The sequence below is a fragment of the Pyrinomonadaceae bacterium genome, assembly GCA_036277115.1.
Lineage (GTDB): Bacteria > Acidobacteriota > Blastocatellia > Pyrinomonadales > Pyrinomonadaceae > UBA11740.
The window spans coordinates 139,125-160,346 of sequence record DASUNM010000002.1 but is presented as its reverse complement, the minus strand read 5'-3'; the positions used below and the strand labels follow the sequence as shown (position 1 = coordinate 160,346).

Below are 21,222 nucleotides of genomic sequence, written 5' to 3'. Positions count from 1 at the left end.
CGCCGTTAATTAATAGAGCGTTGGAACGAGAAGACCGCCGACGCGCCCGGTGCGAGAGAGGCAACCGTGTCCGTGTAAGTCGTCGCATTGACGATCACGACCACGCCTGAGCCTGTATCGCTGGGTGTGCCGGTGTGAGTGGTGAACGTGCCCCAATTGTTTGGAGCCGCCAAACCGTCTTCTGTGATGACCAGGTTCTGGGCCGTCAGCTTCACGCAGCTCGCATCGCCGTTCGAGGTCGAGATGTTCTCGTAGGTGATGTTGTACGTGATGACTGCCCCTGGCACCGCATCGGTCGCGCCGCCAACGCCAGTGGAGTTGCTGACGGTGTAAGCCTTAACCAGACGAACGAAGCCGGTGTAGAGGCGGTCGATCGTGCGGTTGTTTGCGGCCGGGGTGGCCGTTGAAGTCGCGCGAATCACTGTGTCGAAGCCGGTAAGTACTGTGTTTCCGGCGGGCTCAGTGATGCGGACGTGAATGTTTGCCGAAGCGCCAAACGCAATCGCTAGCGAAACGGAACCGCCGCCCGAGACTGTCGTGTAGGGACCGCCGATGCCGGCGGTTGAAATCTCGACGGTGAAGCCGGCCGGAACTGTCGGCGCGTCAAGCGTGAACGTATCGGACGTGTTGCCCGTGTTCTGGACGGTGTTCACGTACACGAGCTGACCCAAAGCGGTCGTTACACCGCCCGGAGCCACGCCGGCGATACCGGTGTTGACGCTCCTGTTCGTGTAATCGTCGTTGTTGTCATTCGGGCCGACCGCTCCCGGAGCTCCGCTCGGTCCAATTAGAACTGAGCCGATTTGCGACAGCGTGGTCTGCTGAATGACACCGTGTCCGGCGCCGGCAACATAGCCTTCGTCGAAGTTCGCGTTGCCATCGCCGTTGTTCGGCGTCGCATCGCCCGACTGGTCGGTGATCGTCGCGTTGACAGTGTTTCTGCCAAACACGTCGCCGATTTCATCGATCGGTATTGAGGCGTCGATGCCGGTGTTAACTGTAACGATCATGTTAATGGAAGCACTGCACGCGCCACCCGAGGCCAGGGTTGCTCCCACGGGAAACGCCAGACGCGTTGTGTTCGACAACGGCACCGGCGCCGAGGAACTCCAGGTCGCCGACAGCGGAGCCGTCGAAAGCGCGCTGGTCGTGTAGAGCGTTCCGGCCGGGAAAGTCTGGCCGGACGTCAACACTGTGCGCGCCGGAACGGGGGCGATGATGTAAACCTGCGTTGAAGCATTCAACGTCACGCCCGAAGCGTCGCGTGCGCCGTTGTTGCACACTTGCCACCCGTACGTGATGTCCGATCCAAGCGCCACCGGGCCGGCGGGCGCCGTCAGCGTCAGTTGCAGCAACGCGTCGTTTGCGACGGTCACTGAGATGTCGCCGCGGGCTTCGCGCAGACCGTTCACGGAGGTGGCCGAGACGGTGCGCACTTCATTGGCCGAGGTGTTGGCGGCTTGATTGTCGAATGACGGACTGCCTGTGGCCGCGTCGCCGAGCAGCACTTGCACAGTCTGCCCCGCACTCGCGGCACCCACCGTGACTTCGACCACCACGGTAATCGAAGCGTTTTGTGCGATTGCCGCAGAGTCGGCGGTGGCGCCGGTAAGGTCCGTGTCGCCGGCGTTGAACGAACCGTCGCTGTCCGCGTCGATGAACACTTGCGTGATGCTCGCTGGCGCACTTCCGCTCAGGTGTGCGCTGCCGGGGACGAAGTGAACCTGGTCACTGAAGTTACCGGTGTTCGTAACTGTGAAACTAAACTTCACACCAGTTTGACCAGCGACCACCGTCGGGTTGCTCCCGCCGTCCGGCGTAATCGTCAGACCGGAAACGTTCGACACAGTTACCGTGACGGTGTTTGAAACCGTCGAGTAACTGTTCGTGCCGTCAGAATAGGTGGCGCTCGCTTGGTTCGAGATCGTCGTGCCGCCAGGAGTTTGCGCGGCCGCGCGACCGAAGAAAGCCAACACGATCAGCGCTGCAACCAGCAGCCGGCTCATGTTAGCGCCCGTAGAATTTGTAAGTGGGTTAGTCATGATAGTCCTCATCAGATTGGGAAAGATTGGCAGGTCGTGAGGCGCGCATTACTTAACGCGCAGTTTGTAGGAAGCAGAAAGTTTGCCGCCCTGGGCGAGCGGATCAGACCATTCGTAACGGATGTCCGTGTACATCGCTACCGGAGCAGCGACGCGCTTCACGGTTCCGTCCGTTTGCTTCTCTTCGACAGTCGGTTTGTCGGAAAACGACTTGCCGTTGTCGATGCTGTAAACGGCCTTCGCACCGTCGGCCTTCGCGCTACCCGCGATGAACTCAGTGCCACGGGGAATGCGCGCTACGGCTTTGTAGTCGTGCGCGGCCGCGTTGCCGCTGTTCTCAGACACGATGGTCCAGTCCAGAACTTCACCGGGCTTGACTGCTGAAGCTTTCTCCAAAGGGATAAGCTCTGAGTCTCGCTCAACCGCCGCTGACAACTGCACCTTGACCTCCGGGCGAGCAATGGCAGCAATCAGATGGTGTCGCTGAGCGAAACCAACCGCAGTAACCGCGAGCAGCGAAAGCGTCGCGAGCGTGAGCACGGCAATTCTCTTTTTTGAGTTGAACATGTTGTTTGTCTCCTTGAATTGTGAGGGTGGGCAAGCAGTTACTACTCTTTGAACTTCCCAAATCGCTCCCAATCGAAGTTTGTGCTTTCCTTGTGATTGAATGACTAACTGTGGAAGACAATCAGCCAGCACCGACCATTACAAGGGCCGTGCCGCGGTCTGCGAAGGCGTCGGATGCCTGGGTGCGATTGGACCAGGTTGCCGCTAATCGCCCGATTGCTTAATGTTTTCGCGGTTTTTAGGTGGGCACAAAGGCGGGTCAAAACTGCGATTTTTTGTCAGCACTGACATTCTGTCAGGCTGCTAAACGCCAAAGAATGTTATGGGAAAGAGTTTAGGAAGGGACCGATTTGTTGGACCTAATCCTGAGAATCGATGTCGCGCTCGTGCTCGTACTCCCGAAGCTTTCGGTAAAGCGTCCGCGCCGAGATGCCGAGAATCGTCGCCGCGCGCTCGCGGTTGCCTTCACTCTGTCGCAGCACATGCAGGATGTGTTCGCGCTCGAGGTCTTCAAGCCGGCGAGGAACGGGCTCGGGCGTCACGGTCTCGCCAACTTCGTTGTCTGGTGAGAGCTCCGGAATTTGGTCCGCATCGATTGTATCCGTGGGAGAGATCGCGGCCGCGCGTTCCATATAGTTTCTTAACTCGCGCACGTTTCCCGGCCAGGGGTATTCGAGCAAACGGTGGATCGCATCGTCCGTCAACTTCAGTTTCGGCCGGTTGAAGCGCTCACGATAGACGCCCAGAAAGTGTTCGATCAATTTTGCAATGTCCTCGCGGCGTTCGCGGAGCGGCGGTACGTGAAGCGCTACGACATTCAGACGATAGAAGAGGTCGGCGCGAAACTCCTTACGTTCCACCGCTACCGTCAGGTTCCGGTTCGTCGCAGCAATAACGCGCACGTCCGACGTTTGATCGCGCGTGGATCCCACGCGGCGGAACCTTCCCTGCTCAAGAAAGTGCAGAAACTTTACCTGCATCCCCAACGCCAGGTCACCGATTTCATCGAGGAACAACGTCGAACCATCCGCCGCCTCGACTAATCCTCGACGCAGCGAAGTCGCGCCGGTAAACGCTCCGCGTTCGTGGCCAAAGAACTCTGACTCGAAAAGAGTTTCCGGCAACGCGCCGCAATTGACGGTAATCATGGGCATGTTTGCGCGCATGCTTTTTGAGTGAATGAATCGCGCCAGGACGTCTTTCCCGGTTCCCGATTCGCCCGTCAAAAGCATCGTCGAATCCGTGCGCGCGGCATTCTCGGCCTGCGCCAGGACTGACGCCATCGACGCATTTTCATGGATGATTGGCACCGCATCGTCCGCGTGGGTCGCCGGCCTGACAACTGAACGAAGTGATGCGTTCTGCTTTACCAGCCGCCGCTTCTCGTCGGCCTTGCGAATGACGGCTTCCATCTCATCGAGCGTTGCCGGTTTTGTGAGGTAATCGTACGCGCCGTGACGCATCGCTTCGAGTCCCGTCTGCAAGGAAGTGTCCGCCGTCAGCATTATGACCTCAGGCGGATCGTCTAACTGGCGGATTTCTTTCAAGGCCTCGAGGCCGGAAAGATCCGGCATCATCACGTCCAGCAACACCACATCGAAATCACTGTCGCGCAATGCGGCCAGCGCTTCGGCGCCGCTGCTGGCGGGCGTCGCGCCAAAACCCGCCTGTGAAAGCTGACCCGTAACCAGCTTCCGCAGCAGATTGTCGTCGTCAACGACCAGGATGTTGATCTTGCGACTCATTTACTTAAAGAACTTCCGTTGAGACGCGGGACTTGTCCCGCGCACACCGACGGCAGTCCGCCCGGCTAGACGGATACATTCTCAACGTCCGCGGCGCGACGAGGAATCCATAGCCGGAAACGGCTTCCCTCCCCTTCCTTCGACTCCACGGTCAAAGACGCGCCGAGTGCTTCCGCCAGCGCCGCGCAAATCGCTAAGCCCAGCCCGTACCCCTTGCCCGCCCGCTTGGTGCTGACAAATGGATCAAAAATCTTGGGAAGTAGATCAGCGGGAATGCCCGGCCCGTTGTCAGCCACTTCGATCAGGGCACGGTCAGTTTCACGAGCGGTCCTCACGGTGACACGTCCGTCGTTTTCACCTACCGCGTCGGCCGCGTTGCTCAGAAGGTTATCCAGGATCTGACACACCAGGGCCGGGTCGGTCGCGATTTGGCCGATGCCTTCATCAAGTGCGACTTTGAATTCGATTCGTGCCGACTCAGGTCGGTGCACCGCGACTTTGAGGCAATCTCTGGCTACGCCGTTTAGATCGGTCATCGAGCGCTTCGCCTGACGCTGCTGCGTCAAATCCAAAAGCCCGCGCGTAATCTCTTTACACCGCTGCGACTGGCGCACAATCTCTTCAAGGTAGTAGTTCCATTGATGTTCGCTGGCGAGCTTTTGCGTGTCGTCGCTCTTGCGCACATCACGAATCACGGCTTCGGCACAGGCCGAGATCGCGGCCAGCGGGTTGTTGATTTCGTGCGCGACGCCCGCGGCTAATTGGCCAACGCTGCCCAAACGACGGGAACGCGAAAGCTGCTCCTGCACCTCGGACAGTTGAGTCACGTCTTTCCAGGTGGCGACCTTGATAGTGTTTTCTGACGGCTGACGTATCGAAGCAATCGAAGTGAGGTAGCGCCGTCCTGTTTCGGTTTGGACTTCGAATCCGGAAGACAAGTCGCGAGAATCGGCCAGGTGGTACGCGGCTGCCGGCCCGCCAAACATGCGCGCGAAAGCCTCTTCGAAAGTGAGGTCCGTTACCTCTTCGTTTTTCAGGTCGAGCATCTCAGCTGCGCGCGCATTGCAGCGCAGGATGCGCCCGTTTTCATCGTAGGCGAGGATGCCTTCGCCAATCGCTTCGAAGGTTTGCTCCCAGATTTTCTCCGCAGTCGCGAGCGTTTCTACCAGCCGCGCGTTGTCCAGCGCCAGGCCGGCCATGTCCGCCAGACCGCGTAGCGACTCCTTCTCCTCAACCGTGAACTCATGCGACAAACGATAACCGGCGATGAGGGCGCCGAGCTGCACGCCGCGCGATCTAAGCGGTATGATCGCCAAATCGCAGATGCCTTCGAGCGCGTGTATGGGAAACTCATCAGCCGGATAACCGTCGCGCCGGCCGATCCCCTGAACAATTACGACCGAGTCGGCGGCGAGGACGCGATCCGCCAGAACGTTGTTGAGTTGCTGCGTAATCGGTCGCTCAGCCGCAGGGGTGATGAAGCCGGCGGCAGCTTCCCAGGTAATCGTGTTGTCGTTTTGCGAGAAGCTTATGACGGACGTGGTGTCCGCGTGCGTGATGCGCCGAACTAAATCGACGATGGTGCCTAGCGTGGTTGCGCTTTCCGGTTGCGAGGTCTCGCGGTGAGTTACATCGATTGCTACGGCCATTAGTCGGATCAACCCGGACGCGTCGGGGTTCAAATCCGCAAATCGTCGGTTGTCAAAGCTTTGTACGCGGAATCTGAAGCCCGGTCAAGTGCTGTATTCGCAACCGTTGAGGTGTCCTATTTCTTCTTTGCGGTCCTTTGCGACTTTGCGTCTTTGCGGGAAATGGCTCTTGTGACAAATAGTCTGTTCACGCAAAGGCGCAAAGACGCAAAGGCCACGCAAAGTAGGACCCTGCGGCATCGTGGGCTGAGGCCCGCGAATGCCGCCCGTTGGGAAAAGTTCGATGCAAATGCGGAAGTAAGCATCAGCTCGCGCCTCCCTGCCGTCTCTCTTGCGATGCCGGTTGCAGCAAACGCTAATATCCTACCCATCAACTCTTTGGCGAGAAAAGTTGAAAGAACTCAGTTGCGCGAAAGTCCAAACTCGGATTATCTTGCCATCGCCCTGAAGACCGTTTTGCAATGTCCTACGCTGATCGCCAGCACTCTCGAAATCGCACGGAGTTAGACCCGACTGATCCCGTTCGGATGATTGAGTTGATCGCGTGAACTGGACACACAATAACTGTGTTGCCAGTGAGAGTATCAGTGGCAAACGAGATGGTTTGAGAATGCGAACCGTTAGCGTTGCGTCAGTTAAACGCTAACGAGGCGGACGTCGGTTAGAACAACGACAGCCCCCACATCACCGTTTCGGCGAGGTCGGTTACACTAGCCACAGGCACGACCGGTGGGGTTGATGTTTGACCGGGAACCACCGGCCCATTATTAATAGCCTGAGCGGCGCACGGCGGACCACTTGTTTCGCCAGGGACGCAAACACACTGCCCTGATGGTATTTGTCCCGGCATAGGGGGCTCACAGTCCGCGAAACCGGCAGTGGCGAGTACGCACATCAAGGTTAAAGAGACAGCTAGTCTTTTTAGTTTCGTCACGTTTTTCTCCTTGGTGATTGGGTGTTGCGAGTTTCTAGAAACCTAGAAGGAGCGTGTTTCAGCCGATTCACCGACTTTCATCCATGAAACCGTCGGACACATGCTCGCAGCGCAATGATTTTATCACTGATGTAGAAAGGCCAACCTCACATGAACTTAACGTCGCAACTAACCGAATTCCAAAACGAAAGTCGCGACCTGCCAGTTAACGAACGAGCTGAGCTTGCCTGCCAGTTGGCCAAGCACTTCGAGAAAGTGGGCGAATACGAAGCAGCGTATGAAGCCCTCCGTCTTTATTGGCCTGCGCGCGACAAAGCTCCCAAGCTCGATAATCTGGACGACTTAACAAAAGGCGACGTTCTGCTTCGGGTTGGTGCGCTAGCCGGTTGGTTTGGTGCGGCTAATCAGACTGAAGGAGCCAAGAGGTCGCAAAGAATTTCCTCACTAAAGCCATCGAGATCTTTGAAAGCCTGGGGGAGGTTCGTCGAGTGGCCGAAGGACGAGGTGATTTGTCACTTTGTTACTGGAGGGAAGGCTCATACGATGAGGCGCGCGCTCAGTTGGCAACTGCAATCGAAATTCTGCCAGTTGAAAACCCTGAGCTACAGGCAATTCTTCTCATTCGCGCTGGCATTGTGGAAGTGTGGTCATCCCGACTGCACGAAGCCTTGCGACTCTATAACACCGCAGCCCCTTTGGTGGAGCAGAGTGAAAATAACGCTCTCAAAGGCTCTTTCCACATGGAGTTCGCACTCTTATTTAGGAGACTTGCTGTAGCAGAAAGTCGAAGCGAATTTCTTGATAAGGCACTAATCGAAAACGCTGCGGCCAGTTTTTATCATGAGAAGGCCGGCAATTTTCGTTACCTCGCTCGCGTTGAAAACAACCTCGGCTTTCTTTACTTCACCATCGGGCGTTATCAGGACGCGCACTACCATTTGGATCGTGCTCGCGATCTCTTCTTACAACTGAAAGATGTTGGTACGGCGGCGCAGGTTGATGAGACGCGCGCGCGCACGCTTCTCGCCGAAGGTAACCTTAAAGCCGCCGAGCGGACGATCAAAGCCGCGGTCAGAGTTCTCGAGAAGGGCGGACAACAGGCGGTCCTCGCTGAGGCGCTTACGACCCAGGGAATTATCGCGGCCCGCACGGGCAATGAGGCGCGCGCTGCATTACTGCTACAACGAGCGATTGTTGTCGCGGAAACAGTTGGCGACCGCGAAGGTTCAGGTCGCGCGCACCTGACGATTGTCGAGGAACTCGGCAGTCAAACGGGTGTCAGGCAGCTCGTGGAGATCTACCAGTCGGCCGTAGAACTGCTCGAGCATTCTCAGGATCCGGCGACGCACAAGCGCCTGATTTCCTGCGCGCGAAAAGTGATTGCCGCATTGCTGGTGGAGAAACCCGGCGGGGGTTTTATGCCGAAGCCCGATTCTTGGGAGGGATTTTCCCTGCGCCGGGAAATCAAGAAAATCGAAAGAAACCTGATCGAACGCTCGCTTCGCGATGCGTCTGGTTCGGTGACAAAGGCTTCGCAATTGCTGGGCTTCAAGCATCACCAGAGTCTCGTGTCGCTGCTCAACAACCGGCACAAAGATCTGATCGGGCACCGTACGGCGGTGCGAAAGCGGCGACGGCATTTGTTTTCGCAGCCGAAGCAAAGCGAAAAGAAAACTCCGGCGACGCCGGTTCCAAATCAGGTTTCAATCCTTCACGTTGAGGGTCACAAGCTGATTGGGCGTCAATTTGAAGAGCTCCTGGTGAGCAGCGGGTTTGGGGTGCAATTGTGTACCGGTGGACTTAGAGCGTGGGAGATTCTCAAGACGAAGGTGCCCTATGATGTGCTGATCGTCAATCACAACTTGCCCGAAGTGAGCGGGCTTGAGCTGGTCCTGCGCGTCCGCAGCATGGTCCATCGTCGCACCCTGCCAATCATCATGCTTTCCGACGATGATGTGGAAAAGGAAGCGTGGCGCGCCGGCGTCGATGCGTTCTTGCGCACATCCGAGGCCGCCAAGAAACTGACCGCGACCCTCTTCAGAATCCTGGAAGAAAGCCGAGAAGAGTCCAAAAAGTCGTAAAACTTGGATCCGGCATTTCACCAAATCTTTTAAGTAAACAATCTGTCGGTTATCGACTCACCAAGCTCTGCAAGTAGATGGGCCTGTGATAAGTTCGAGGCCAATGGCGGAAGTAAGCATCACGTCGCGCGGAGCGAAGCGAATCCGCCACGGTCATTTGTGGGTCTATCGCAGCGACGTGGCAAACGCAGAAGGTGTCGAAGGCGGAACCATCGTGCGTGTTGTCGATCAGGCACACAACTTTGTAGGTCAGGCCTTCTACAGCGACGCATCCGAGATTTCGCTTCGGTTTTTGACAACGCAAGAAGAGACGATCGATCGCGAATGGTGGCGTTTGCGTCTGCGCGCGTGTGCAGCGCGACGTTCACGGACCGCGGCGGACACAAACGCCTACCGGCTGGTCTACTCCGAAGGCGATCTGTTGCCGTCTCTGATTATCGACAAGTACGACGACGTCTTAGTCATTCAAACTCTGTCGCAAGGCAGCGAACGGGTAAAAGCGGCGATCGCCGAACTGCTGGTCGAAGAATTCAAGCCAGCCGCGATCGTTGAGCGCAATGACGCGCGTGTGCGGCAGTTGGAAGGACTCGAATCAACGAGTGGCATTCTGCACGTGACAGAGCCCGCGGGTTCTGAGACGGTCACGATCAATCAGCACGGCCTCCGCTTTCTGGTTTCGCCGCTCGGCTCGCAAAAAACCGGAGCGTTTCTCGATCAGCGTGAGAATTATCTCGCCGCCAAACGTGTCGCCCATGGTCGCGCCCTCGACTGCTTCACATTCAACGGCGGGTTCGCGCTGCACATCGCGGGGAAATGCGACAGCGTGCTCGGCATCGACATTTCCGAAGACGCGATCGCCGGCGCGCGTCGCAATGCCGAGCTTAACGAAACTTCGAATGTTGAGTTTCGCGCGGCCAACGTTTTCGATGCGTTGCGAGAATTCGAGGCCGCGGGCGAGAAGTTTGACACGATCATCCTCGATCCGCCGGCATTTGCGAAAAATCGCGCCAGCGTTAAGTCTGCCGCGCGCGGCTACAAGGAAATCAATCTCCGCGCATTGAAACTCCTAAATCCGGGCGGCGTGCTGGTGACGTGCACGTGTTCCTATCACATGCCGGAGGAGTTGTTTCTGGAGGTGGTGGCAGCGGCGACGCTGGATGCGCGCCGCCGCTTGCAGATTGTCGAAGTGCGCGGGCAATCAAGCGATCATCCCGTGCTCATGGGCGTGCCCGAGACGCATTACCTGAAATGCGTGATCGCGCGCGTGGTCGAATAATTAATGCTGCATTCCGGGATCAGGCTCCACAACAACTCTTGTCGTGAAATCCTTTCCCCCAACCGACAGCTTCACATTGTAAGTCCCCGGTTCGAGCAACGGCCCTTGCGCGAAGAACGCGCCCAAGCCTCCGCCCCCTCCGCCTCCGCCGCCAAACTGCGGCAAATTAGCTGGACGCTGCGGCGGATTGCCCCGCATGTTCCATTGCACCCGATTGAGCCCGACTTCCTTCGTGCCAGTGATGTTCCGCACCACTCGGCCCGTGTAATCTGAGATGGTGATCGTCACATCACCGGACGGCACGGACTTCAGGTAATAGCTAATCGCGGTTCCCGGCGCTGGGTTCGCGGCGCGATACAGCTTCGACCCGCCGCTATAGCGACTCAAACGAACGTCGCTCAGCCACTGCGTCGCGGGCCGCACATCGAACAGAAATGATTCTGTGTCGAGCACTTTACTCCGCGTGAGCTGTTGCAGCGCCGTGATGTCGTCAAGAATGTAAATCCCACGGCCGTGCGTGCCGACGATCAAATCGTTGTCGCGCGGATGAATCAGCAAATCGTCAACCCGCACCGTCGGTAGACCCGACATGAATCGTCGCCATTCGCGGCCGCCATCGATCGAAACATACAGGCCGTACTCAGTTCCCACAAACAGAAGATCTTTGTTTTTGGGATCTTCGCGTACCACATTCACGTTGCCGTTCACCGGCAAATTGCTGACGATCGAACTCCATGTCTCACCGTAATCACGCGTGACATACAGGTAGGGCTTCAGGTCGTCCAGCCGGTGTCCATCAACCGCGAGGTAAGCTGTGCCTGCATCGTAACGAGAAGGCTCAATCTTGCTTATGTGATACAGCTCGCCTGACTTTTCGGCGAGCACGGGGACCTTCATTGAAAGGTTCGTCCACGTGGCGCCACTGTCGCGACTAAGTTGTACGGTGCCATCATCAGTCCCGATCCAGATGATGCCCGGCATGGCCGGCGATTCAGCAATCGACACTACAAAGCCGTAGCCATTATAGCCATCGTTCTTCGAAGCCATCGGCTCGCTGCCTTTCACACCCATGATGGAAAGGTTGTTGCGGTTAATTCGCTTCGTCAGATCGGCTGAGGCAGTCCAGGTGTCCCCGCGATCAAGCGAACGGAAGAACCGATCGCCGCCGGCGTAGATGATCCGCGGATTGTGCGGAGACAGAACCATCGGCGTGTTCCAGTAAAAGCGGAACTGCTCTCCGGGTGAAGGCGCCGGCACGACATTCGACTGCAAATTGGCGCCGCCAAAACCCTGCTGTGCTGCGAACTGAGCCAGAGCACTTTGCGGATCCTGCGGCGTGGCTTGCGGGGAAGCACCGGGTGAAGGCGATGCGGTTGGTCTTGCTCCACCGCCGCCCCGCGGACGCCCGCGAGGCCGGATACTAACGCTGCGACCGGTGCGCAGATCGATCCGGCTCATGTTTCCGTTCTGGGATTCGGCATAGACAGTGTTGTAGTCACTCGGATCGGCCATCGAGTAGAATCCGTCGCCACCAGCGACGCGATACCAATCCGCGTTCGTAATCCCTGCGGGGTTGCGCGTCTGGCTCGGCCCACCCCATGAACCGTTGTCCTGTAAACCTCCATAGACGTAATACGGTTTACGCATGTCGACGCCAATCGCATAGAACTGCGCCGCCGCGATGGTGTTGATGAAGTCCCAGTGAGTGCCCTGGTCGTAAGTGACGTTCAACCCGCCGTCGTTACCAAGAACAATGTGGTTGCCATTCTTCGGATCGATCCAGATGGCATGGTTATCTACGTGTCCGACATTGGCCTGCATCGAAACGAAGGTTTTGCCGCCATCCGTTGACTTACTAAAATTCAAACCACCAACGTAAACATTTTCCGGGTTGGAAGGATCGACGCGAATCTGGCTGTAGTACATCGGCCGGTTGTTTTCGTTGCTCACGATGCGCCAGCTTTTGCCTTTGTCGTCTGAGCGCCAGACACCAGATCGCTTTGCATTCGGAGTAGGTGAGCCAACCGGTGTCGCGCTGGGCGAGGGTGTCGGAGTTGGAGTAGCCGCTCCCGGAGTTTGTTCCTCGCCACCGGTACCCGTGGTCGCCCCAACTTCCATTTGCGCATAGAGCACGTTCGAATGTGATCTTCCCAGATCCAAACCGATGCGACCGAGTAGGCCTTCAGGCAATCCGTTGCCTTGCAGCTTCGCCCAGGTCCTTCCTGCGTCCGTGGTCTTCCAGATCCCCGAGCCGGGACCGCCGCCATTGAATCCCCATGACGTCCTTCGCCTTTGATACGACGCTGCGTACAACGTCTTCGGATCAGACATGTCCATCACGATGTCGGTAAAGCCGGTATCTTCGTCGATGAACTTTACGTTGTTCCAGGTCCGGCCGCCGTCGGTTGTCTTATAGATGCCCCGCTCTTTGTTCGGTCCGAATAAATGTCCGAGCACCGCCACATAAACTGTGTTCGCGTCCTTCGGATCGATCACGATGCGCGCGATGGTTTGCGAGTCTTCCAGACCCATCTTCGCAAACGTCTTCCCGGCATCGGTTGATTTGTAAATACCATCGCCAAAGCTCGAACTTTGACGGTTGTTGGGCTCGCCGGTGCCTACCCAAACAATGTCCGCGTTTGACGGCGCGATGGCGATATCGCCAATGGATGCCGAGGAATAAGTGTCGAAAATGGGCTGAAAAGTCGTGCCGTTGTTCGTCGTCTTCCAGACGCCGCCGGTCGCGAACCCGATGTAGCAAATGTAGGAATTCGTTTCGACGCAGGCGATGTCGTCAATGCGGCCGCCCATGCTCGCTGGTCCGATAGCGCGAAACACATATCGGCGCAGCAGCGGATCGTTCGACCAGTTGATGGGCGTCGGCGTAGGCGACGCGGCTGGCGTTGCCGTAGCCGCGCGCGTAGGCGCCGGCGTTTGGGTTGCCGGCGGCGACTGAGAGCCGGCGGGATTCTGTGCGCCTACAGCCAACGCGCCCAACGTGACTGCGGTTAACGCGAACCCAACGATGGCGAGCAGCAGACCACGGAGATCGCGAGTCGAACGACACGTGTCTTTCATAGAAATTCCTTTCCGTCAGTTGTGAAAGAAAGTGCAGCCACAAAGAACGAGCGGCCACATCGAAGAGCATGCGCTTTACCTGAGATCTGAGATCTAAGATCTCAGATCCGAAAAGTGGCGGGCCCCTCGGTTACAATTCGGCGAACAGCAAGCTTCAAGCGGCAGACATTTATCGCATCAGCGTCAGATAGTCAACGTTGATTCGCCTGGTAAGACCTCAGCGAAGCGTCTTATTCATGTTAAGCACGCCGCGCGCTGAAATGCTTGACGATTGAGACATAGCGAGACTAGAATCGGCTCGACTCACGAATTGGTTTCCATGCTACCTCGAACGCAACGTCAAAAAGAAGTTCTGGATTACATCACTCGCTTTTTGGCGAAGCATGGGCACGAACCTTCGTACGCACAAATCGCGCGCCACTTCGGTGTCAGTTCCAAAGCCACGATCGCCAAGCACATTGCCGCACTCGAAAAACGTGGACTCGTAAAACGGCAACACGAACCGGGTCACTTCACTCTCGCAGTGAGGTTTGAGGAAGCGGCGGCTGACGCAACTTGCGAGGTGCCGCTGGTCGGGCGTATCGCCGCGGGACTGCCCATCGATGCGATTCAGGATGTTGAGATGATTTGCGTTCCGCGCTTCCTGCTTGGTCGCGTGCGCCCCGAAAGAATTTACGCGCTGCGCGTCAAAGGCGATTCAATGATCGATGAGCACATCTGCGACGGCGACATCGCTTTGATCGAAAGCCGTAACGAAGCGCGCGACGGAGAGATCGTTGTGGCGCTCATCGATCAAACGCGGGCGACATTAAAGCGTTTGTTCCGTCGCGGTCAGGAAGTCGAACTTCGACCTTCAAACGCGGCCTTGGAACCGATTCGCGTGCACGCCTCGCGAGTCGAAATCCAGGGCATTTTCCGCAGCCTCCTCCGTCCCAACGCATAAGCCGAACCCCGTTTGGCGCGGGTGGGTCGGCGCACTAGTCCGACCGTGAGGAAGGGCGTTTAAAAAGCTGAAAAGCCCGAAAAACCAGCGATTTTGCATCACCCTGGCTTTCTTTAAAAATGATTCTCACGCTGCTGCATCATGAAGGACTAATACAAAGCGCTCAGATCGTCCAAGCCGTGGTTGCTCTCGGTTGGATGGCTCTCAGTTGTGGCGTGATCCGCTTGTTATGGCGAAGGAAGAAGTAGCCTGCCTACCGACGGCTTTTCCTGACCGTCTCGTCAGTGTCGCGTTCGAATTCAAACCTGCAATCCTGAGGCTTCTTGTCTTCACGTAACCCAACGAAGACCGGATGACGCATTCGCTCGTCCGCCGTCCACTCAGAAAACTTCACCTCCGCAACCAGCTTCGGCTTCACCCATTGCACAGGTTCGTTGGTCTTGGGCTTGACGGCGAACGGACACTTATCGCTTTTAAGCGGCTGAAGCAGTTTATTAATCGCGCGGAGCTTCTGTTCATTGAAGCCGCCACCGACATGAGCCACGTATTGAAGCTTGCCCTCACGATACAGCCCCATTACCAGCGAACCGAAATACGAACGCGCGCCACGCGGTTGGGTGTAACCGCCGACCACGACTTCCGATCGCTGAACTGTCTTTACTTTGAGCCAGTCTGAGGTACGCTTTTGCGCGTACTTACTCGCCGCGCGTTTTGCGATCATCCCTTCCAGACGAAACTTTGCGATCTCGCGAAAGAAGAGCTCGCCTTCACCTGCAACGTGGTCGGAATATTTTATGAAGCTCGCCGGACGCAGAATCTGCTCAAGCCTGGCTTTCCGTTCAACGACTGGGCAACCCATCAGGTCGAAGCCATCGAGATACAGCAAGTCGAACGCGAAATAGACAAGCTGCGCGGTCCGCGCTTTAGCATAACTGCCACTGCGTATGCGCAGCTTATTCTGCAGCAATTGAAACTGTGGCCGGCCGTGCTCGTCGAGCGCGACAATCTCGCCATCGAGAATCGCTTCTTTTGCGTTGATCTGCTTCGGTATGTTTGCCAGCTCGGGATACTGCGGGGTCATCTCGATCTGATTGCGCGAAACGAATCGCGCTTTTCCTTTGCTGACGAAGCAGACAGATCGAAAACCATCCCACTTCGTTTCGAATATCCAATCCTGATCAGAGAAGGGCTCATCAACCAGAGTCGCCAGCATCGGATGAATGATTTCCGGCATACGCGCCTTGCGCGCGGCCGAGCAGATAGCCGTCTTTGTCTCACGAGTCTTCGGTAAGCGCTTGTTGGTAGCCATCGTGGACCGGCGCCGTGAAGTCAGTACCATCCGCGTAAGCGGATGGAATAAGAAGGATCCCATGGTCGGCAAAACCCCTGGTTCCATTCGCTGACGCGAAGGGTACTGACCTCATCACTTCGCAGTGTTAGTCTAAGAGCCAACCATGGCGGTCACCAAACCGTTCAAGCCAACCAAGCAGCAACTCGTCGAAGCGGCCGGCCAGAAAGTGCCGGACGTGATCGCGCCGAATCTAAAAGTGCTGTTTTGCGGGATCAATCCGGGGCTTTACACAGCGGCCGTCGGTCATCACTTCGCGCGCCCCGGCAACCGGTTCTGGCCGGCGCTGTTCAAGTCCGGATTCACAGATCGTTTGGTGTCGCCGTTTGAAGAGCGCGGACTGCTCAAAAGCGGAATCGGAATTAGCAATGTCGTGCCGCATGCCACAGCTACAGCCGCAGAACTAACCACGGAAGATTTCATTGCCGGCGGACGTGCTTTGGCGGCGAAAGTAAAACGATATCGTCCTCGGATTGTGGCGATTCTCGGCGTCGGTGCATACCGCCTCGCGTTTGCTAAACCCAAAGCGCAAATCGGCGAACAGCCGGAGAGAATTCACGAGGCGCGTGTCTGGGTGCTGCCGAATCCGAGTGGCTTGAATGCGAATTATCAGTTGCCTGAACTGGTGAAGCTGTTTAGAGAATTGCGTGAAGCGGCTACAATTCAACCCGGTTAGCAATAAATTAAGTCAGGCAAATAATCGGGCGGCTTCGCCGGGCGATGCGCCGTCGGGGCGCGTGCTATGAATAGTGAGGGAACGCAAATGATCTGACGAACCGCCTGACAATCGAACTTACATCTCAATGTACAGTGGCGTGGCCAATGCTTTCACCTGCTACTTGGGCCTGAAGATCAGTTTCTTCTTGTAGACAAAACCCACACTGTACTTATTGTCCACCAGCTTGAAGTTCGGCGGCAGCGACCCATATTCGTGACCAATCGTGATAGCGAAGTACTTTGACATCTCGAACTGGATCTTGGTTTGTACGTAGTCCCGCGGATTTCTTCCAATGAAGAGTGGGATCAGGTTTTTCTTATCGTCCTCCGTAAAGCTGATCTCGCCGCGGAGCGGCCACCGCCTTACGTAGTCAGTCTGCAATGATATTGAATCAACTAGGCTGTTGCCGGTGAAGAAGTTCAGGTAGGCGCTGGCGCCGCCGACCGCCCGTGCAATATTCCGGTGCTCGGCCGACGGGACAGGGTTGCGGAAATTGCGGCCAAGTTCCAAACCAACCATGGGCTGTAGGAAGAGTTGCGCCTTCCCGCTACCAATAACCGGCGGGAGGAAGTACAAAGTGTTTCCCCAGATGCCATTCAGGTGTTTGAAGTTTTTGTTGCCTTCAAGACGCCCCTCAGTGTCCCAAACCACGAATTTGAGACTGCTCTTGTTCACGGCAAAAGGCGAACGGATGAGCGCACCTAGCTTAAGCGAGTCAGCATCGGCCTTTTTGTTGCTGCTCATCTTGAATTCAAAAAAGGGCACCAGGTCCTGTTGCTCTCTGAAGAGACTGATACCTATAGGCAGTTGAATCTTCGCGTCAACCGTTTTGACGGCAGTCTCCCCTTTTGACCCCTCGAGTTGACCGGCTATGTATATGTCTGAGTCTGCACGACCAGTAGATTTCGCTTCGGAGAATGGGGATGGCTTGTTTGGTTGCGTACCAGCTGGCACAGCCTTTGCGATGCTGACGGTTGTGAAGGGAAGCTTCGCCGGCTTGCAGCCGCTGAATGTCAATTGCGGAACAGAGAGAACATAAGTGTCAGTCGCCACCAGCGCGACCGTGTAATGCAAGGTTGCGCTGAGAAAATTATCCGGGTAAAGACTGTCCGCGGATTCGACCGTCACAGTATCGATCCTCAACGCCGGGTTAGCTTGGGACGTCAGATTGTTCAGTATCCATGAGTTGCCCTGCTGGATTTTTTCTTTGTCTTTGGGTGTCAGCGGGAGGTCGAAAGCCAACGAAATTGTCTGCGTGGCCGGGTCTGCCACTGCTTGATTAATGCCGGCCTGTTGTGCAATCGCGCAATCCTGGGCCTGGATCTCGGCCGGCCGCAATAACCCTGCGACTACCAACCCGAGGCCGGCAATAATCCAGAACCTCTTTTTTACTCTAAGCATTTTTCAGTCTCCGATCGTCAGAAGGAATTACAATTCTTTTATTTGACGCCAGATTTCTTTTTAGTCTTCTTCGCTGTCTTTGTCGGCGGGGCTGCCGCTTCAGCGAAGAGCGCCGATGCTTCCGCGAACTTTGCCGATGCCGCCATCAGTTTTTCCGCTGAGTTTGCCGGTGGGGCAACAAAATTCATTGCCGGTTCATTTGGCACGGAATTGTCGCGGATCGTGGTCGCAAGTTGGCGGATCGTCCAGGAACCACTGAGTGTTGCCAGGAAGCCGGGGTGCAGCGAGAAGTTGAAACGCGGGACACCGATGCTGCCATTAGCCACCACGTTGTGGCGTACCGCTGAGGCTTGTTGCGCGCTATTGACACCGTACATGACGAGCGGTTCTATTGGGTTAAGGGGCCTGGTGCTCCCAGTTACGGCCCGTATGCAGTCTCCCGTGATCATCAGCGATTGTTGCGCGGTAAGTTTTGCAGGCATGGCGGAGCAACTCCTTTTATAAGCAGAATTGATGGCCGATCGTTTTGATTCGAGCGCCTCTATGACCAATATGGAATGCGAGGCCGAAAACGTTACGCAACGGCCAAACAGAGATGGCTTTGATTTCGATTCAGGGAGATTGCGTTCTAACGTGAATGACTTTGACGAATAGCTGGACCTCGCCTAACCCGGTTTGCAATCGAATGCGGCCAGCCTTGCGAACTACTCGCAACTTTTTTTAGATCCAAGAGAAATTCGACGTTGGCAGCGGTCGGTCATCGTGGCAATCCTCGGCGTCGGCGCATACCGCAACGCGTTGGCGAACCCAAAGCGCAAATCGGCGAACAGCCGGAAAGAATTCACGACGCGCGGATTTGGGTGCTTCCAAATCCCAGCGGCTTGAATGCGAATTATCAGTTGCCGGATTTGGCGAAGCTGTTTAGAGAATTAAGTGAAGCGGCCGCTGATTACAACTAAGAGAAGAAGGCGAGATTGCATGTCGGCGAAAAGGATCAGCGATGATCAGCATGGACGCCCGGCAAGCTGGCTGGCTTCACACACTGCTTGCTCTGCGTCCAGGAGCACACCTATCTGAGTGGACGAATCGTCAAAGACAGGTATCTGAGATCGGCCAAGGATGTCACGTACTCGCTCGTGAGTAAGCGCGGGGTTTGTTTCCAACATCAACGCGACCACGCCTGCCACTTTCGCAACCGCGCTTGAGGTTCCACCGAATCCGTTTCGATACGCGTGATCCGAAGGGCCACAAGTCAAATCAGAGTCCAGATCACCGGGAGCATAAACAGTCACTCGATCGCCGTAATTGCTGAAACCGCGAAAGTCCTTTCTTGTCGCGTCAAATCGCGTGGCTCCCACCAAAATTGATCCAGTTTGCAGTATCTCCGTGTCGTTATCGTCAAACTTGGCATCTCGGCCAGCGTTACCGGCGGGAACGCAAACCACTATATTTTCACTGATCGCGTGCTTAATCTCATCTGCTATGGTGGGAATCATTTCGATGTTTCGCCTCCTCTTGGTCTGAATTTCCAGAATTATTACCTTCCGGCTCTCGGATTGTTGATCCCGCACGAATCTTATGCCGGCTACCCACAAAGAGTGATCCTCTCGCGTGTCGGTACCTGATTGAATTGCCCAAAGCGTTGCGCCAAAAGCGACACCTACGATCCCAAAACCATTCAGTTGCGCGCCGGCTAATCCAAGAGCGGCGGTTCCGTGATGACATCGGCTCCCATTAGTTACGATGGTTTCATTGGCGCTGTTAGATTCGGGGAATACATTCTGGGTTTTTCGGATCTGTGCTATCAAATCCCGGTGCGACGGATTGAACCCCCAGTCAACATCGGCGATCACCACGCCTCTGCCTGACAGACCTTCGCCAGATTCATTTGTTTTCAACCACGCTTGGTTAACCTTACACCGGAAGATGTACCACTGGCTTTCCAGACAGCCACCGGCGTCGCAAATGGTGCTTTGTGGATGGTCATCGACTCCCATAAGCGGTTCGTCCAACGGCCCTGAGGGCGGACCGATCTTAGGCACCGCTACGGCCTGCTCAATCTCCGGCAGTTCTCTTAGTTCATCGGCAAATTGTGGAGTCTCAGCATCTTTTCGAAAACTAAGAGTGACGAACCTGTCGTGACCGGCACGCGCATAATCATCGAACGCGTCATCATCGGACTTTTTCGTCCACGAGTAACGAAGCGGGAAAGAGGGTTTCCAGCTTTTGAGGCCCTGCGCAAGCAATAAGTTCCTTACCGCGTCAGGCCACTCTTCCGAAAACTCAAAGCGTTCCTTTTCCGTTTTGAAATTCCAGCCGCGAACGCCGGATTGAGTTGGGTCCTTGAACACCAATTCGATCAGTCCAGGTTGCCACCACGCTCCGTGGCGGGACTTTGGGTCGAACCTATCCGCAAAGTCGTCAACTTCCTCACGCTGATGCTTGATGGCGTTGTCGACGGAGTTTGAAATGGTAGGCTCGTCCTCTTTACCGGGGTCTGTTTGCCGCTTAGTCATGCTCTCTCCTGCGATCTAAAGCGGGTCCTCTCGTTGGCCGAGAGAGGTCAGCCCGCATAAAGCCGGATCTGGACCGGGAGCTAGGTCATCCGCGATAAAACTAATCTGGTCTGCCGGAGGTTTAATAAAAAGACCATCGTAATACATGTGGAAGTGGCTCTGCCCAAGAGGAGTTGGTGCGTCAGGAAGCACATCGGGCGGCGCATTCGAAATCTCGTAAATCGCGTCAGGATCGTTGAAGACAAAGACCTCCGTTGATCCCGCCATTAGTCTCACATTGCCCCCGGCATTAAACGAAATGTCACAACCCGTGGCGGCGGCAACATAGCCAAATGGAGTAGGCGTGCCAGTACCCTTTCTCTGTGTTAACTCTGGCGAGTGAAACTTTGTAAAGAAATCGCCATTTCGGACCAGCAAAACCAGAAGAAGTTTTCGTGTGCCGATCTCAGGTGTTAATCTGCGGTCATGCATGTCCCGCGCTTCGAAATCAATGATCCAACGAAAGTCTTCACGGGTAGCTTGGTTCGCAGTTGCAGGGTCCACCGTCCTGTCAAATTGAGCGACACTGTTATTGCGGAGGGTGGTGTTGTTCTGGGCTGAATTTGTAACCGACAGCTCCCAGTTGCGAACGGTTCCCAGTTCAGGCCGATCAAGGCGAAGATCGATAACCGACGTAAGGATTCCGCCTTTCATGGTAAGTATCCGTGGGATGTGCACCATCGAATGGCTAGTGTGGTCCCCGCGTCCATGACCATTCGCGTGGGGCAGCGCATCCAGAAAACCCATCTCCATATAGTTCCTGCTTGCGGCCTGATCCCGCTGGTAGTTCAAAACCATCAGACCCCTGAACACAATTTTTATTGTCGTTGACATGAGAATTCTCCTCTCTTTTTTACAAAGCTCTCGATTACGTATGACTCAAGG

General features: G+C 56.0%; 15 protein-coding genes. 5 read left to right on the top strand and 10 right to left on the bottom strand.

From position 1 onward, the window contains the following. Window positions 1-5 precede the first annotated feature (5 nt). From VFX97_00735 to VFX97_00720, 4 genes are all read right to left on the bottom strand, one after another. A complete protein-coding gene (locus VFX97_00735) occupies window positions 6-2,042 on the bottom strand; it encodes a hypothetical protein (GenBank protein HEX5701724.1) in 2,037 nt (678 codons plus the stop codon). Window positions 2,043-2,090: 48 nt separating this feature from the next. After that, on the bottom strand, window positions 2,091-2,609 hold the full coding sequence (locus VFX97_00730) for a hypothetical protein (protein HEX5701723.1): 519 nt from the start codon (window positions 2,607-2,609) through the stop codon (window positions 2,091-2,093). 359 nt (window positions 2,610-2,968) lie between these two features. Next, entirely contained in the window at window positions 2,969-4,354 is a 1,386-nt protein-coding gene (locus tag VFX97_00725; GenBank protein ID HEX5701722.1) for a sigma-54 dependent transcriptional regulator, read from the bottom strand. Window positions 4,355-4,419: 65 nt separating this feature from the next. Then, the gene (locus tag VFX97_00720) at window positions 4,420-6,003 is read right to left on the bottom strand and encodes an ATP-binding protein (GenBank protein ID HEX5701721.1); all 1,584 of its coding nucleotides are present in this window, start codon (window positions 6,001-6,003) and stop codon (window positions 4,420-4,422) included. 1,674 nt (window positions 6,004-7,677) lie between these two features. Here VFX97_00720 and VFX97_00715 point away from each other — a divergent pair. Next, the gene (locus VFX97_00715; GenBank protein HEX5701720.1) at window positions 7,678-9,018 is read left to right on the top strand and encodes a response regulator; all 1,341 of its coding nucleotides are present in this window, start codon (window positions 7,678-7,680) and stop codon (window positions 9,016-9,018) included. A gap of 103 nt (window positions 9,019-9,121) precedes the next feature. Then, window positions 9,122-10,294: a class I SAM-dependent rRNA methyltransferase gene (locus VFX97_00710; protein ID HEX5701719.1), complete on the top strand. Its 1,173-nt coding sequence runs from the start codon at window positions 9,122-9,124 to the stop codon at window positions 10,292-10,294. On the opposite strand, the gene VFX97_00705 is transcribed toward VFX97_00710, so the two are convergent. Next, a complete protein-coding gene (locus tag VFX97_00705) occupies window positions 10,295-13,372 on the bottom strand; it encodes a hypothetical protein (protein ID HEX5701718.1) in 3,078 nt (1,025 codons plus the stop codon). Between the two features lie 319 nt (window positions 13,373-13,691). Between VFX97_00705 and lexA the strand changes: the two genes are divergently transcribed. Then, a complete protein-coding gene (gene lexA / locus VFX97_00700; GenBank protein HEX5701717.1) occupies window positions 13,692-14,315 on the top strand; it encodes a transcriptional repressor LexA in 624 nt (207 codons plus the stop codon). A gap of 253 nt (window positions 14,316-14,568) precedes the next feature. On the opposite strand, the gene ligD is transcribed toward lexA, so the two are convergent. Next, window positions 14,569-15,624, bottom strand: coding sequence for a non-homologous end-joining DNA ligase (gene ligD, locus VFX97_00695; protein HEX5701716.1), 1,056 nt, complete (start codon window positions 15,622-15,624; stop codon window positions 14,569-14,571). Window positions 15,625-15,769: 145 nt separating this feature from the next. Between ligD and mug the strand changes: the two genes are divergently transcribed. Then, window positions 15,770-16,339: a G/U mismatch-specific DNA glycosylase gene (mug, locus tag VFX97_00690; GenBank protein ID HEX5701715.1), complete on the top strand. Its 570-nt coding sequence runs from the start codon at window positions 15,770-15,772 to the stop codon at window positions 16,337-16,339. 159 nt (window positions 16,340-16,498) lie between these two features. On the opposite strand, the gene VFX97_00685 is transcribed toward mug, so the two are convergent. Both VFX97_00685 and VFX97_00680 read right to left on the bottom strand, forming a co-directional pair. Then, a complete protein-coding gene (locus tag VFX97_00685) occupies window positions 16,499-17,782 on the bottom strand; it encodes a hypothetical protein (protein ID HEX5701714.1) in 1,284 nt (427 codons plus the stop codon). A 38-nt stretch (window positions 17,783-17,820) separates the two neighbouring features. Further along, window positions 17,821-18,264: a hypothetical protein gene (locus VFX97_00680; GenBank protein ID HEX5701713.1), complete on the bottom strand. Its 444-nt coding sequence runs from the start codon at window positions 18,262-18,264 to the stop codon at window positions 17,821-17,823. Window positions 18,265-18,525: 261 nt separating this feature from the next. Here VFX97_00680 and VFX97_00675 point away from each other — a divergent pair, with 261 nt between their 5' ends. Beyond that, window positions 18,526-18,741, top strand: coding sequence for a hypothetical protein (locus VFX97_00675; protein HEX5701712.1), 216 nt, complete (start codon window positions 18,526-18,528; stop codon window positions 18,739-18,741). Between the two features lie 45 nt (window positions 18,742-18,786). Here the strand turns inward: VFX97_00675 and VFX97_00670 are convergent, their stop codons facing one another. Both VFX97_00670 and VFX97_00665 read right to left on the bottom strand, forming a co-directional pair. Beyond that, entirely contained in the window at window positions 18,787-20,298 is a 1,512-nt protein-coding gene (locus VFX97_00670) for a S8 family serine peptidase (protein ID HEX5701711.1), read from the bottom strand. A gap of 15 nt (window positions 20,299-20,313) precedes the next feature. Next, on the bottom strand, window positions 20,314-21,171 hold the full coding sequence (locus VFX97_00665) for a hypothetical protein (protein HEX5701710.1): 858 nt from the start codon (window positions 21,169-21,171) through the stop codon (window positions 20,314-20,316). Window positions 21,172-21,222 lie beyond the last annotated feature (51 nt).

Excerpts from the sequence above, each read along its gene's own strand:
- VFX97_00735 (HEX5701724.1), bottom strand. The coding sequence starts at position 2,042 with ATGACTAACCCACTTACAAATTCTACGGGCGCTAACATGAGCCGGCTG.
- VFX97_00730 (HEX5701723.1), bottom strand. The coding sequence starts at position 2,609 with ATGTTCAACTCAAAAAAGAGAATTGCCGTGCTCACGCTCGCGACGCTT.
- VFX97_00725 (HEX5701722.1), bottom strand. The coding sequence starts at position 4,354 with ATGAGTCGCAAGATCAACATCCTGGTCGTTGACGACGACAATCTGCTG.
- VFX97_00720 (HEX5701721.1), bottom strand. The coding sequence starts at position 6,003 with ATGGCCGTAGCAATCGATGTAACTCACCGCGAGACCTCGCAACCGGAA.
- VFX97_00715 (HEX5701720.1), top strand. The coding sequence starts at position 7,678 with ATGGAGTTCGCACTCTTATTTAGGAGACTTGCTGTAGCAGAAAGTCGA.
- VFX97_00710 (HEX5701719.1), top strand. The coding sequence starts at position 9,122 with ATGGCGGAAGTAAGCATCACGTCGCGCGGAGCGAAGCGAATCCGCCAC.
- VFX97_00705 (HEX5701718.1), bottom strand. The coding sequence starts at position 13,372 with ATGAAAGACACGTGTCGTTCGACTCGCGATCTCCGTGGTCTGCTGCTC.
- lexA (HEX5701717.1), top strand. The coding sequence starts at position 13,692 with ATGCTACCTCGAACGCAACGTCAAAAAGAAGTTCTGGATTACATCACT.
- ligD (HEX5701716.1), bottom strand. The coding sequence starts at position 15,624 with ATGGCTACCAACAAGCGCTTACCGAAGACTCGTGAGACAAAGACGGCT.
- mug (HEX5701715.1), top strand. The coding sequence starts at position 15,770 with ATGGCGGTCACCAAACCGTTCAAGCCAACCAAGCAGCAACTCGTCGAA.
- VFX97_00685 (HEX5701714.1), bottom strand. The coding sequence starts at position 17,782 with ATGCTTAGAGTAAAAAAGAGGTTCTGGATTATTGCCGGCCTCGGGTTG.
- VFX97_00680 (HEX5701713.1), bottom strand. The coding sequence starts at position 18,264 with ATGCCTGCAAAACTTACCGCGCAACAATCGCTGATGATCACGGGAGAC.
- VFX97_00670 (HEX5701711.1), bottom strand. The coding sequence starts at position 20,298 with ATGACTAAGCGGCAAACAGACCCCGGTAAAGAGGACGAGCCTACCATT.
- VFX97_00665 (HEX5701710.1), bottom strand. The coding sequence starts at position 21,171 with ATGTCAACGACAATAAAAATTGTGTTCAGGGGTCTGATGGTTTTGAAC.